Source organism: Algoriella xinjiangensis (assembly GCF_900115015.1).
Lineage (GTDB): Bacteria > Bacteroidota > Bacteroidia > Flavobacteriales > Weeksellaceae > Empedobacter > Empedobacter xinjiangensis.
Window position 1 is genome coordinate 202,667 of record NZ_FOUZ01000001.1, and the last position, 14,454, is coordinate 217,120.

11 protein-coding genes and 1 pseudogene are annotated in these 14,454 nt (G+C 32.4%); all 12 read left to right on the forward strand.

The annotated features are described in order from the left end of the window. Positions 1-10: 10 nt before the first annotated feature. A pseudogene (locus BM072_RS15650) lies at positions 11-574 on the forward strand (RagB/SusD family nutrient uptake outer membrane protein); the annotation flags it as partial. An 11-nt stretch (positions 575-585) separates the two neighbouring features. Then, positions 586-2,277, forward strand: a complete 1,692-nt coding sequence (locus tag BM072_RS00880; RefSeq protein ID WP_092905615.1) for a DUF4957 domain-containing protein — start codon at positions 586-588, stop codon at positions 2,275-2,277. A 17-nt stretch (positions 2,278-2,294) separates the two neighbouring features. Then, on the forward strand, positions 2,295-4,505 hold the full coding sequence (locus BM072_RS00885) for a pectinesterase family protein (RefSeq protein WP_092905616.1): 2,211 nt from the start codon (positions 2,295-2,297) through the stop codon (positions 4,503-4,505). Positions 4,506-4,574: 69 nt separating this feature from the next. Beyond that, a complete protein-coding gene (locus tag BM072_RS00890) occupies positions 4,575-5,558 on the forward strand; it encodes a DUF4861 family protein (protein WP_092905617.1) in 984 nt (327 codons plus the stop codon). A 2-nt stretch (positions 5,559-5,560) separates the two neighbouring features. After that, positions 5,561-6,781 carry a glycoside hydrolase family 88/105 protein gene (locus tag BM072_RS00895; RefSeq protein ID WP_092905619.1) on the forward strand — a complete coding sequence of 407 codons (1,221 nt, stop codon included), beginning with the start codon at positions 5,561-5,563 and terminating at the stop codon, positions 6,779-6,781. Between the two features lie 5 nt (positions 6,782-6,786). Beyond that, the gene (locus BM072_RS00900) at positions 6,787-8,409 is read left to right on the forward strand and encodes a glycoside hydrolase family 43 protein (RefSeq protein ID WP_092905621.1); all 1,623 of its coding nucleotides are present in this window, start codon (positions 6,787-6,789) and stop codon (positions 8,407-8,409) included. A 4-nt stretch (positions 8,410-8,413) separates the two neighbouring features. Continuing rightward, a complete protein-coding gene (locus BM072_RS00905; protein WP_092905870.1) occupies positions 8,414-9,205 on the forward strand; it encodes a rhamnogalacturonan acetylesterase in 792 nt (263 codons plus the stop codon). Between the two features lie 5 nt (positions 9,206-9,210). After that, positions 9,211-10,869: a glycoside hydrolase family 28 protein gene (locus tag BM072_RS00910; protein ID WP_092905623.1), complete on the forward strand. Its 1,659-nt coding sequence runs from the start codon at positions 9,211-9,213 to the stop codon at positions 10,867-10,869. Between the two features lie 11 nt (positions 10,870-10,880). Then, positions 10,881-11,786, forward strand: coding sequence for an alpha/beta hydrolase (locus BM072_RS00915; protein WP_092905625.1), 906 nt, complete (start codon positions 10,881-10,883; stop codon positions 11,784-11,786). A 9-nt stretch (positions 11,787-11,795) separates the two neighbouring features. Further along, on the forward strand, positions 11,796-12,770 hold the full coding sequence (locus BM072_RS00920; protein ID WP_092905627.1) for a pectinesterase family protein: 975 nt from the start codon (positions 11,796-11,798) through the stop codon (positions 12,768-12,770). After that, positions 12,767-13,507, forward strand: a complete 741-nt coding sequence (locus BM072_RS00925) for a rhamnogalacturonan acetylesterase (protein ID WP_092905629.1) — start codon at positions 12,767-12,769, stop codon at positions 13,505-13,507. The genes BM072_RS00920 and BM072_RS00925 overlap by 4 nt, the downstream gene beginning before the upstream one ends. A gap of 166 nt (positions 13,508-13,673) precedes the next feature. After that, positions 13,674-14,429: an acyl-CoA desaturase gene (locus BM072_RS00930; protein WP_092905632.1), complete on the forward strand. Its 756-nt coding sequence runs from the start codon at positions 13,674-13,676 to the stop codon at positions 14,427-14,429. Positions 14,430-14,454: the final 25 nt, after the last annotated feature.

Here is a 14,454-nt window from a genome sequence, read left to right on the forward strand (position 1 = left end):
TAATGGACCAACTGGTGCTGCAATAGAAGCTTTACGAGAAGTTAGAGCAAGAGCTTACTCTAAAAATCCTGGACAAATGCCTAATGTTGTTGGAAACGGATACCAAGGTTTTTTCCAAGAAATTGTACATGAAAGATTATTAGAATTTGGTGGAGAATCAATCCGAAAATATGATCTTATTCGTTGGAATCTTTTAGGAAGTATCGTAACCGAAACAAGAGCAAAACTACAAAGTTTACTAGACGGTAACGGAAATTACGCAAACGTACCGAAATATATTTATTATAAAATCGGAAATTACGATCCTGCTCAATCTGCACAAAATGTTGTTACAAATCTTGATACATATTTTGTCGGAACAGATAAATCTAATGTGTTTTATGTGCCAGCTGTAGCCTCTACTCCTACTGGTTATACGCGTATTAACTGGCAAGCGGCTATGGTAAATACAATGATAAATGACGAACGCAAAGGTTGGATGCAATATTACAAACCAAATCATTCAGAATTGCTTCCTATTTATCAGGATATCATTAACACAAATTATAATTTAACACAAGATTACGGATACTAAAATTATTGTATATGAAATCAACTATTCATAAAATATATTTCTTGGGAATAATTTCTCTTTCTGTTGCAGCCGTTGTATCATGTAGTGACGACGATTTGCAATCAGAATCAAATGATCCTATGCGAATGTTTACTCCATTATCACTTTCGGCAGAAAACTTTGAAACAGAATCTCGAGTTATGTGGAAAGCTTCTTTGTACACCGAAGATATTAACGAAACATATACGGCAGAAGTTTCTACGGATTCTTTATTTGCAAATCCAAAAGATATTATCTTATCTAAAAAAACAGATTCTGCTAGTGTTGTACTTACAGATCAAGAAATACCGGTCAGAAAAAATTACTTTGTTCGTGTAAAAACAAATACATACGAAAACAGACCCGAGTCATATTGGTCATTAAGTAAACGTATTAAGATTGTCGGAATTCAAATTCTACATCCGGTTTATGAGCCAAATGTATCAGCTAATCAAGCTACATTATCTTGGGATATTACACCAGAAGTTACACAACTTCGTTTTCAGCCTTACACACAAGTATCTGGTCAAGAACCCGTATATATAGGCGATCCTATTGTAAGTAATATCACAGCAAATGAAGCTTCTAGCGGAACAAAAACTGTTGATGGTCTTAGCCCAAATACACGTTATATTGTCGAAATTTATAAAGGCAATACAAGCGTTGGTTCGCAAACATTGCGAACAAAACCTAGTACAAATTTTTCGCTAATTGTTTCGCCAACGGATGATTTAGTAACAATTATTAATAATGCGCCAGATGGTGCTGTAATTGGTCTAAATCCTGGAACATACAATACGGGGGATAAATTGATTACAATAAATGGTAAAGCAATTACTTTAGCTTCTACATCAGGAAATTCTAGTAATACAAAAATTGCTTTTAAAGAATTTACATTAAATAATACTGGTGCTGGTTTACAGTTAAAAAATCTAGAATTAGACGGTACAATAAACAATGCTGCATATTTAATTAACTTAACGAGTGGAAATAACAATGCAGATAAAGCGAATTTCGGAAATGTATTAATCGAAAATTGTATTGTTCATGGTGTTTCTACAAGTGCTTTTAGAGCCAATAGAGGCCCTAACAGTGGTTATGCAATGGATAAATTTGAAATTAAATACTCAGTTTTCAAAAACTTTGCAGTTTCATCTTATGGTTTCTTACACTTAGATAAATTAGTTTTTAATGAAGTAAATATTGACAATTCTACTTTTACAGAAATCGGAGATTTATTTATTCGTTACAGAGAAAGTATTACGACACCATCTGCAAATGCAACAATCAACGTAAATAATTGTACAATAAACAGTATTGGGTTTAGTCAAATATATCCATTGTTAGACAATTTTAATGTGCCAATTAAATTCAACTTTACAAATAATATCTTAGCAAATACGCCAAGAGTTGGTGGTAGTTTATCAGACAATAGTTTAATCAGAATAGCGACTAACAGTACGGCGGTTTTCTCGTTCAACAATTTTTATAATTTAACAAACGGAAAAGCTTCAGATTTAAAAAAACTTACACTTCCTACAACTGGTTTAACCAATACAAATAATCAAGAGCAACCGCTAAATTGGACAAATACAACAATTGATTTTAAATTGCCTACAAATTCTCCTTTACGTACAGCCTCATCAACTGGTGGTGCAATTGGGGATTCGAGATGGTGGAATTAATACAATAAACAATACAAATGAAACTAATCATCAGTGTTACCTCATTATTTTTATTTACCTCATTTTTGTTCTCACAGAGTACACTGGCTTTTCCTTCGGCAGAAGGTTTTGGCCAGTATGCTTCTGGAGGAAGAGAAGGCGAAGTCTACATTGTTACAAACCTCAACGATTCGGGAAAAGGTAGTTTAAGAAGCGGAATTATTAAAAAACAAAAACGAACAATTGTTTTTGCCATATCAGGAACTATTTTCTTACAATCGCCATTAGATATCAACAATGGTAATTTAACAATCTTAGGACAAACCGCGCCTGGAGATGGAATTACAATTGCGAATTATCCTGTAACAATAAAATCTGATAACGTTATTGTTCGTTACATGAGATTTAGAATGGGTGATGTTTCTAAAGTAGAAGGCGACGCATTAGGAGGCAGAAATGCAAATAATATAATGATTGATCATTGCTCTATTAGCTGGTCAACTGATGAAAATTTATCATTTTACAGAAACAAAAATCTTACCGTACAATGGTCTATTGTTTCGGAAGCATTAAATAAATCTGTTCATCAAAAAGGTGCGCACGGATATGGAGGGATTTGGGGAGGAGAACCAGCCTCTTTTCATCATAATCTAATCATGAGCAACAATAGTAGAAATCCACGTTTTAGTGGCTCTGCTTCTACTACAAATCCCGAAGATGAAATGGTTGATTTCCGAAATAATGTTATTTTTAATTGGGGTGATAATAACATCTACGGTGGCGAAAAAGGCAAGTACAATATTGTTAATAATTACTACAAACCTGGTCCTGCATCTCGTCATAAAAATAGGTTATTAAATCCTTCTATTCCTTACGGAAAGTTCTATGTAAATGGTAATTTTATTGAGGGATCTCCTGATGTTTCTACAAATAATTGGAATGGTGGTGTACAATGCGACAATCCTTCTGAAGCAAAATCTGAAAAAGAATTTTCAGCAAATAATGTACAAACACAAACACCAAAAGATGCTTATCAAGAAGTTATAGCTCATGCTGGTGCTTCATTTGTAAGAGATGCGGTAGATAATCGACTAATTAATTATATTACAAATGGATATCCTACTACTACAAATGGAATTATAGATTCTCAAAATCAAGTTGGTGGATGGCCAGATTTAAAATCTTTACCTGCTTTGGTTGATACGGATAAAGATGGAATGCCAGATGATTGGGAATTAAAAAATAATTTAAACGTTGGTGTTAACGATGCTGCTGCTTATACACTTTCTAAAACATATACAAATCTTGAAATTTATGCCGAAACATTATTAAAAGGGAAAAATGAATTATATAGTTCGAAGCATAAAAACTATGATTTTGTTATTGCAAAAGACGGAACTGGAGATTTTTCTTCAGTTCAAGACGCCATATTAGCATTACCAGATTATAGTAAAATAGTTGTAAAAGTTTTGATTAAAAATGGTGTATACAAAGAGAAAATAATTTTACCATCTTCTAAAACTAACATTACTTTTATTGGAGAAGATCAAAATAAAACAATTTTGACGTATGATAATTTCGCTTCAAAATTAAATACAATTGGACAAGAAATCGGAACTTCTGGATCGGCTTCTTTCTTTATTTATGGCGATAATTTTTCAGCAGAAAACATCACATTTTCTAATACTGCCGGAGAAGTTGGTCAAGCTGTTGCTGTACGAATAGATGCTGACAAATCTAGTTTTAAAAACTGTCGATTTTTAGGTGATCAAGACACTTTATATTTGGTGAAAGGTGGCACAAAACAATACTTTTACAACTGTTATATAGAAGGAACAGTTGATTATATTTTTGGTGCGGCAACTGCCTTTTTCGAAAATTGTGAACTATACAACAAGAACAAAGGTTACATTACTGCTGCTTCTACTCCACAAGATCAGACATATGGTTTTGTATTTCTTAACTCTAAAATCTCAGGGAACAATATTGCTTCGCATCATTTAGGTCGTCCATGGAGACCTTTTGCAAAAACTGTTTTTATTAATACGCAAATGGATCAATCTATCAAAACTGAAGGTTGGAACAATTGGGGTAAAACAGAAAATGAAACTACAACTTATTATGCCGAATATAATACCACAGGAAAAGGAGCTTCTACAAATCGTGTAAAATGGAGTAAAACCTTAACCGCTCAAAACCTTCAACTTTATTCGAAAGAAAACGTCTTAGGCGATTGGCAGATAAACTAATCTTCATATAAAAAAACCAAATAATTTAGATAAAATACACAACGATTAACGAGTTAAAAAGATAAAAAAATGAAACGTATTTTTTATAGTATATTAATAGGATTTGCACTATTCTCGTGTAATAAACAAACCAATACAGCTAATTTTGGCAGTAAAAATGGAACTACTTATGCCGAGATTTCTGTAAAAGAGGGTGGAAAATGGGAAGGTAGAAAATACAAAGGTGGCGTGTTTAAAAATGTTCAAGAAATGCGTTTAAATCCGCTTCACACCGATCATTCATTTGATATTAGATATGAAGGTCCTGGTTGGGAAAATCAAAATATTGGGTATCGATTATATTTAGATTGGCGAAATGCGGTTGATATTTATGGTAAAAAAGTAAATACAATTATTTTACCAGAAGTTGGACAAGATGGTTTTGATTCTTATCACAATCCACAACCTTGGGGACAAGATATTTTGAAAGCTGGAAAATCGTTAGGAATTGGAGGTTTTGGACGATTTGTAAACGATACAGTTGCAAAATTTCATCAAGTAGAAGATACGTATGTAAAAATTAACAATGCAAAAAAATCGTCAAGTTTTGAGATTACATATAAAAATTGGAAAACTGGAAATCATACTACAGATTTAGCTGCCAAAATATCAATTTATCCATACGATCGTTTTTCTAAATTTCAATTAAAAACATCAAATCCTACCGATGGTCTTTGCGCTGGTTTGGTTAAATTTAAAGAAATTCCGCTTAAACAAAATAAAAGCACCGATAATTCTTGGGGTTATATTGCAACTTATGGCGCACAAACTTTGGTCGATAAAACAGACTTGTTAGGAATGGCTATTTTTTATAAAACGTCCGAAGTTGAAAAAACGGTAACGGGACCACACGATCATTTAGTTATTTTTAAACCAACTACAAATGCGGTAACTTATTATATTCTGAGCGCTTGGGAACAAGAACAAAATGGAATAAAAACTGAAGCAGATTTTTACAAAGATTTGGATGAAAAATTAGCTCAGTTACAATCAAAAAATAAACTAAACAAATAGGCATGAGAAAAATATTTTTCTATTCATTAAGTGTCCTTTTTCTTAGTTTAGGTTATTCATGTTCTTCGCAAAAAGTAACAAATAATTCAGACAAGTTAATTGTTAGCAATAAACTAAAATGGTCTGAACGAATGACACTTTCAGAAATACACCGTTTTCCTGATCCTACCCTACTCGATTTTAGAGAAAAACCAAAATGGAGTTATACAAACGGATTAGTTTTAGATGCAATGTATAAGGTTTATAAGCAAACTAATAATACAAAAATTTATGATTATATCTATGATTTCGGAAACCGAATGATTAATCAAAACGGTGAAATAATGACTTATAAAATGAGTGATTATAACCTTGATATGATAAAATCTGGTGATGCAATCTTAGATTTATATGAAAAAACAAACGAAGAAAGATTCAGAATTGCATTAAAAACATTAGATAAACAATTAATTGATCAACCAACAACTACAGAAGGTGGTTATTGGCACAAAAAAGTTTATCCATCGCAAATGTGGTTAGACGGTGTTTACATGGCCGAACCATTTCATGCTCGTTATGCAGCAACTTTTCAAAAAGAGCAAGAAGCAAATCAAGCATTTGATAAAATTATTGTACAATTTGATTTAATCGAAAAATATAACCGCGACCCAAAAACTGGTTTATATTATCATGGTTGGGACGAAAGTAAAAACGAAAAATGGGCAAATAAAACCACTGGACTTTCGCAACATTTTTGGTCAAGAGGTATGGGTTGGTACGGAATGGCATTGGTTGATGTGTTAGATTATCTTCCAAAAAATCATGCTGGTCGACCAAAGTTAATCCATTATCTAAATCAATACGCAGAAGCTATAGTTAAAGTACAAGACCAAACGGGTACTTGGTACCAAGTATTGGATCAAAGAAATAGACAAGGTAATTACTTAGAAGCTACTGGTACAGCAATGTTCGTCTACACTTTAGCTAAAGGAACAAATAAAGGATACATACCTAAAAAGTATAAAAATAACGCCATCAAAGGTTATCAAGGTATATTAGATCAATTTATTCAAGTTGATGAAAACGGAATTGTAAACCTAACAAAATGTTGTTCTGTAGCTGGTTTAGGTGGAAAACCTTACAGAGATGGTTCGTACGATTATTACATTAACGAACCTATAAGAGCAAATGATCCGAAAGGAACGGGTCCTTTTATTTTAGCCTCATTAGAATTAAATAAATAATCAAAATGAAATTATTTTTTTTAAAATTATCACTTCTATTTATCGGATTTAATCTCTCGCATGCTCAAAATTCTCAAGTATGGATTGCTGATCAAGGAAACGGAATGTATAAAAATCCTGTTCTTTTTGCAGATTATTCAGATCCTGATGCAATAAGAGTTGGTGACGATTATTTTATGACAGCTTCTAGTTTTAATGAAGCACCTGGTTTACCAATTCTTCATTCAAAAGATATGGTGAATTGGCAATTAGTTAACCATGCATTACCAGATGTTTTTCCGATTCAACATTTTAGCACACCAAAGCGAGGCGATGGTGTTTGGGCGCCAAGTATCCGATTTCATAACAACGAATATTATATTTATTGGGGCGATCCCGATTTCGGAATTTATATGGTCAAAACAAAAGATCCGTTTGGTAAATGGGACGATCCTATTTTGGTTTCCGAAGGCAAAGGTTTAATTGATCCTTGTCCTCTTTGGGACGATAACGGAAATGCCTACATCGTACACGGTTGGGCAGGAAGTCGCGCTGGAGTAAAAAGTTTATTAACGATCAAAAAAATGTCTCCAGATGGTACTAAAACGTTAGATAAAGGTGTTCATATTTTTGACGGTCACGATGCTCATCCAACAGTCGAAGGTCCAAAATTTTATAAGAAAAACGGGTATTATTATATTTTTGCACCCGCTGGTGGCGTAGCTACGGGTTGGCAATTGGTATTACGCTCAAAAAATATTTATGGACCTTACGAAGAAAAAATTGTTCTAGAACAAGGTAATTCAAAAATCAATGGTCCGCATCAAGGTGCGTGGGTTAATACGCCGTCTGGGGAAGATTGGTTTTACCATTTTCAAGATGCTGACACCTACGGTCGTATTGTACATTTACAACCAATGAAATGGGCAAATGATTGGCCAATGATTGGAATAGATCAAGACAAAAATGGAATTGGAGAACCAGTAATTTCTTATAAAAAACCAACTATCGGTAAAAATTATCCCATTTTAACGCCACCAGAAACTGATGAATTTGATGGAAACGATATTGGTATACAATGGCAATGGAGTGCAAATTCAAATATTACGTGGTATTCTAAATTAAGTGGACAAAATTTTCTACGTCTTTTCTCTGTGAAAATTCCTGATGGAACGAAGAATTTATGGAATGTGCCAAATTTAATGACACAAAAATTTCCTGCACCAAATTTTACCGCATCAACCAAAGTAAAACTTACTCCAGAAGAAGCAACAGAAGGTAAAACTGCAGGTTTATTAGTAATGGGAACAGATTATCAATCTATCGTTATTACAAATAAATTAGACGGTTTTTATGTCCAATTAAAACAAGCCATAAAAGCGGAAAAAGGAAACGAAGAGAAAGTATTATTCGAAGCAAAATTAAAAGGAAACGAAGTTTATTTACAAGTAAACGTAAATGAACCTAATGGGATTTCTCAATTCAGTTATAGTGAAAATGGAAAAAAATTCACAAATGTAGGAGAGCCTTTTCAAGCAAAACCCGGAAAATGGATTGGTGCAAAAGTTGGTTTATACAGCATAAGTACTACCGATGCCAAACGTGGTGGATACGCAGATTTTGATTGGTTTAGAATATCTAAAAATTAAAAAAATGAAGCATTATTTAAAAATACAACAATTTACATTTATCATATTAACCTCTTGTTTATCTATCGTTTTTGCGCAAAATAATAAGACAACAAGCGTTTATTTAATTGGAGATTCTACTGTTGCAGATTATACTGGCGATTACGAACCTGGTAAAGATTACATGAAATCTCGTTATCCAGTTGCTGGATGGGGACAAGAATTTCAACCATTTTTTTCTACAGATAAAACCAAAAATTTTGTGGTTAAAGATAAAGCACGAGGAGGTCGAAGTACACGAACATTTTTTCAGGAAGGAAGATGGCGAGAAGTTTACGAAAACTTGCAACCCAATGATTGGGTTTTAATACAATTTGGACATAATGATGCGGCTGAAAATAAACCAGAACGCGCAGTAAATATTGAAGGTTATAAAGAGTTTTTACGTTTATATGTAGCTCAAACTCTTCAGAAAAAGGCGTTTCCTATTATCTTGAGTCCCGTTGCTAGAAATTATCCGTGGAAAGATGGTCAGTTGCAAAATGTACATGGCGAATATCCAAAAGCTGCGGCTGAAATTGCAAAAGAAATGAATATTCCTTTTATTGATTTGAATACAATTTCTATGATTTTTTTTAGTGAAAATGGTCAAAAATTGGTGTCAGAAAAATATTTCATGAATTTACCTGCTAATGTTTATGAAGCTTACCCAAATGGAGAAAAAGACAATACACATTTTCAAATAGAAGGCGCTAAAGTTGTTGCCGAATTAGTTTTTAATGCATTTAAAGACGTAATAAATCAATCCAAAAAATAAAAAGAATGAAAAAATATATCAAAATTTTTGGTCTTGCAATTGCCGCTGTTTTTACTGCGCCAACAAATGCTCAAGACCATGATATTTATAAAAATATCGAATTTAAGATGCCACAAGTTAAGGAAACAAATTTCCCTAATAGAGTTGTAAGTATTGAGCAATATGGCGCAAAATCTGGAGGAATTGTAAAAAATACAGAAGCATTTAAAAAAGCCATCGTAGAGACAAATCAAAAAGGTGGTGGAAAAATTACAGTACCAAGAGGAATCTGGTTAACTGGACCAATAGAATTAAAAAGTAACATCAATTTACATTTAGAGGATGGTGCATTAATTATTTTTAGTAAAGATTTTAATGATTATCCATTAATCGAAACAAGTTTCGAAGGTCTAAATACAACACGTACAGTTTCGCCTATTTACGCAAAAGATGTTCAAAATATCGCGATTACAGGAAATGGCGTAATTGATGGAAATGGTGATGCATGGCGTTTTGTAAAAAAAGGAAAAATGACCGATAGCCAATGGAAAACTTTGGTTGAATCTGGTGGTGTACTTTCTGATGATAAAAAAATATGGTTTCCATCAGAAGGCTCTAAATTAGGCTATGTTAGTAGTTCTAACTTTAATGTTCCTGATAAAATAAGCAAAGAAGATTTGATTAAAGTTAAAGATTTTTTGCGTCCCGTAATGGTAAGTATTGTAAATGCTGATCGCGTATTATTAGACGGTCCTACTTTTCAAAACTCTCCAGCTTGGAACATTCATCCGCTTATGAGTAGTAATATTATTATTAGAAATTTAACGGTTCGTAATCCTTGGTACTCTCAAAATGGCGATGGTTTAGATGTAGAATCATGTAAAAATGTATTGATTTATAACAACACATTTGATGTTGGTGATGATGCAATTTGTATTAAATCTGGGAAAGACCAAGATGGTCGTGATAGAGGTATTGCAACAGAAAATGTAATTATAAAAAACAACACCGTTTATCACGCACACGGAGGCGTAGTAATTGGAAGCGAAATGTCGGGTGGTGTAAAAAATGTGCATGTTTCTGGGTGTACATTTATTGGTACAGATATCGGCTTACGTTTTAAAACCACTCGCGGTCGCGGAGGTATTGTCGAAAACATTTATGTGAGTAATATTGACATGATTAATATTCCAGCTCAAGTAATTGGTTTTAGTATGTTTTATGAAGGTAAATCTCCAATTGCAGAAGAAGGCGATACAGAATCAGCTAAAACAGCAGAAAAAATTTATCCAATTACAGCGGAAACACCAACTTTTAGAAACATGTTTTTCAAAAATATAAATGCAGCAACGTCAGAAGAAGCAATAAATATTGTTGGTTTAGCTGAAATGAATATTCAGAATATTGTGATTGAAGATTCTTACTTTGATACAAAAAAAGCATTAAGTATTATTGATGCAGATGGAATACAACTAAAAAATGTAACCATGAAATTTACAGAAGGTAATGCTGCAACTATTTATAACAGTAAAAATATTGATTTAACGACTGTAAAATTTGAATCATCAAAAACGCCTATAATCAAAGTTTTAGGAAATAAAACATCTAAAATAAAATTGCCAAAAAGTATAAATAAAAACAACATTTCTATCTCGAAAGATGTTCAGAAAAATGCTGTTTTATAAAATATAATTGTATGAATTTATTCAGAGAATATTTTCTTTATGTTTTTTTCATGTTAAACATTGTAGCCTTCGGACAAATAGAGCGTCCGAAGGCTACTCCTTATACCGCAGAATCTACTTTTTTGCACCTGAAAAAAAAATATCCATTCATAAAACCTGTCAATAAAACATTTCCTACAACTGTTGCGCGAGATGAAAATATAATCTATACTAGTTTTAATGGAACTAATTTAATGGCTGATGTTTATTATCCTTCTGATATTAAAGTTAAGAAACCTGCAATTATACTGGTTCATGGAGGTGGATGGATTTCTGGAAGTAAAGAAAATCAACAAATTATGGCGCAACAATTAGCTGCAAATGGTTATATTGCAATGGCAATTAACTATAGCTTAAGCGATGCTGCTAAATATCCTGCAGCCGTTCATGATATTGAAAAAGCTGTTTCTTGGTTAAAATCGAACCGAAAAAAGTACGGAAATAACACTAAAATTGCAATTCTTGGTGCTTCAGCCGGCGCACAATTAGCCACATTGGTTGGTGTTAAAAAAGAAAATAAAATTGATGCAATTATTAATATAGATGGTATTGTTTCCTTTATTCATCCCGAAGCCGAAGAAGGTCAATATGCGGCTTATTGGTTTGGAGCTACAAAGAATCAAAATATAAAATTATGGACAGAAGCTTCACCTTTAGAATATGTTTCTGCCAAAACGCCTCCTACTCTATTTATAAACAGTTCTCAACCAAGATTTCATGCAGGTAGAGATGATATGATTTCTAAATTAGCTGCCTATAAAATTGACTATGAAGTGCACGAAATTAAAGATTCTCCACACTCATTTTGGCTAGTAGAACCTTGGTTTGATGAGACTTTAAATTATATTGTTAATTTTATGAATAAGCTATTTAAATAATTATAATTAATGAAAGCTACTTTAACACTTATTCTGCTATTTTTATTTAATCATTTTTTATTTGGGAGTGAACCTTATAAAACCATAACAGTTTCTAAAGACGGAAATGGTGATTTCGCAAAAATACAAGAAGCCATAAATTCGGTTCGTGATTTAGGTCCAGGAGAAGTTTTAATCTTAATTAAAAATGGAATTTATAATGAAAAAATTAATATTCCATCTTGGAAAACTCAACTCAAATTAAAAGGAGAAAATAAAGAAAAAACCATTATTACAAATGATGATTATGCTGGAAAAATAGATGCTTTAGCTCATCAAAAAATCTTAACCTATACTTCTTATACTTTATTGATTGCAGCCGATGATATTATGCTCGAAAATCTAACCATACAAAATACATCTTGCAATCAAGGTCAAGCTGTTGCTTTACATGTAGAAGGCGATCGGTTTATTGCAAAAAACACTAATATACGAGGTTGTCAAGATACTTTATATACCGCAACTAATAACAGTAGACAATATTATGAAAACTGCTTGATAGAAGGCACTACCGATTTTATATTTGGAGAAGCTACAGCTGTTTTTAAAGATTGTATCATCAATAGTTTAGCCAATTCTTTTATTACAGCAAGCGCTTCGGCAAAAGAAAAACAATTTGGATATGTGTTTTTTGATTGTACTTTAACTGCTTCAAATCATCTAAAAAAAATTTATTTGGGACGACCATGGCGACCATATGCCAAAACAGTTTTTATCAATACAACAATGAGTAATCATATTTTGGATGAAGGCTGGAATGCTTGGACTGGAGATAAAATGTTTCCCGATAAAGAAAAAACAACTTTTTACGCAGAATACAATACCAAAGGAGTTGACACGAAAAAAAGAGTAAACTGGTCGCATCAATTAACTAAAAATCAATTAAAAAAATACACTATCCAAAATATCTTTAATGGATGGATTCCTAATAAATCATTAAAATGAAAAAAATTACTGCATTTTTATTATTCATCGTCTTCAATACCTTATTATTTGGACAATCAAAACCAACTTTATTTTTAGTTGGCGATTCTACAATGGCAGATAAAATAAATCCCGATAAAAATCCCGAACATGGTTGGGGCCAAATTTTACCTGAATTATTAAATGATAAAATCTTAATTCAAAATCATGCAACTAATGGTCGAAGTTCTAAAAATTTTAGAACAGAAGGTCGTTGGGATAAAGTTGAAAAACAATTAAAAAAAGGTGATTTTGTAATCATACAATTTGGTCATAATGATCAAAAAATAGAAGATTCGGCTCGGTATACAAATCCAACCACACAATACCGCGCAAATTTGGAGCGTTATGTACTAGAAACACGTGCAAAAGGTGCAATTCCTATTCTTATGACTTCTATTACACGTAGAAATTTTAACGAAAATGGTGTGTTAATTGACACACATGGTTTGTATCCTTTGGTTGTTAGAATGCTCGCAAATGATTTAAAAACTCCGTTGGTTGATTTACAATTATTAACCGAACAAATGGAAGTGAGTTATGGTCCTGAAAAATCAACACAATTGCATTTACATTTTGAAAAAGGTGAAAATCCTTATTATCCAGAAGCTAAAAATGATGATACACATCTATCCAAATTAGGCGCTACATTAACGGCAAATTTAGCTGTGAAAGCTTTAATAAAACTAAATATTGGATTTGATAAATTTGTGAAATGATAAAATATTATCTTGATTAACTGTATTTTTTTACTAATATTTAAAAAATAGATTTCCAACATTTCTTATTCATTATAAATAAATCTTAAATTTTAACATCTATGACTTTAATTAGTCAATATAACAATCCTAAAGATTATATTTGTAAAAATATTATAAAATCATAATGACAGCAGTTATCATTATCTTCATCATACATTGGTATGGATCTCTATTTTTTCAGACATTTTTTCACCATCGTTATGCTTCACATGCGATGTTTACAATGTCGAGAACATGGGAAAAGATATTCCATATTTTATCATGGATATTTCAAGGATCTTCGTATTTAAGTCCTTACACTTATGGTGTTATGCACAGACATCATCACGCGTATGCGGATACAGAAAATGATCCACATTCGCCACAATTTGACAGTAATTTCTTTACAATGATGTGGCGTACTCGTAACGTATATAACGATATCGATCACGATCAAGTAGATGTTTTAGCAAAATTTAAAAAAGGAGTTCCATCTTGGAGAAGTTGGGATAACTTTGCAGGAAACAACGCTGTTCGCTTAGTTTGGGTTATATTTTACATTTTTCTTTATTGGTTGTTTGATGCGCCATTATGGACATATTTTGTATTTATTCCATTACAAGCAATGATGAGTCCACTACATGGTGTAATCATCAATTGGTTTTCACACAAATTAGGTTATCGTAATTATGATGTTGGCGATACGTCGACAAATCTTATGCCGATTGACTGGTTAATGTGGGGAGAATGTTTACATAACAATCACCACAAATTTGGTGGTCGTCCGAACTTTGCCGTTAAAAAATGGGAGTTCGACCCAATGTATCCATGTATTTGGGTAATGAATAAATTAAATATTATTCAATTTAAGAAAGGGAAATTAGATACAGATTATATGTAGAAAAAAGCGACTCAAAATTGAGTCG

Coding starts and splice junctions, on each gene's coding strand:
- BM072_RS00930 (WP_092905632.1), top strand. CDS start 13,674: ATGACAGCAGTTATCATTATCTTCATCATACATTGGTATGGATCTCTA.
- BM072_RS00915 (WP_092905625.1), top strand. CDS start 10,881: ATGAATTTATTCAGAGAATATTTTCTTTATGTTTTTTTCATGTTAAAC.
- BM072_RS00925 (WP_092905629.1), top strand. CDS start 12,767: ATGAAAAAAATTACTGCATTTTTATTATTCATCGTCTTCAATACCTTA.
- BM072_RS00910 (WP_092905623.1), top strand. CDS start 9,211: ATGAAAAAATATATCAAAATTTTTGGTCTTGCAATTGCCGCTGTTTTT.
- BM072_RS00895 (WP_092905619.1), top strand. CDS start 5,561: ATGAGAAAAATATTTTTCTATTCATTAAGTGTCCTTTTTCTTAGTTTA.
- BM072_RS00880 (WP_092905615.1), top strand. CDS start 586: ATGAAATCAACTATTCATAAAATATATTTCTTGGGAATAATTTCTCTT.
- BM072_RS00900 (WP_092905621.1), top strand. CDS start 6,787: ATGAAATTATTTTTTTTAAAATTATCACTTCTATTTATCGGATTTAAT.
- BM072_RS00885 (WP_092905616.1), top strand. CDS start 2,295: ATGAAACTAATCATCAGTGTTACCTCATTATTTTTATTTACCTCATTT.
- BM072_RS00890 (WP_092905617.1), top strand. CDS start 4,575: ATGAAACGTATTTTTTATAGTATATTAATAGGATTTGCACTATTCTCG.
- BM072_RS00905 (WP_092905870.1), top strand. CDS start 8,414: ATGAAGCATTATTTAAAAATACAACAATTTACATTTATCATATTAACC.
- BM072_RS00920 (WP_092905627.1), top strand. CDS start 11,796: ATGAAAGCTACTTTAACACTTATTCTGCTATTTTTATTTAATCATTTT.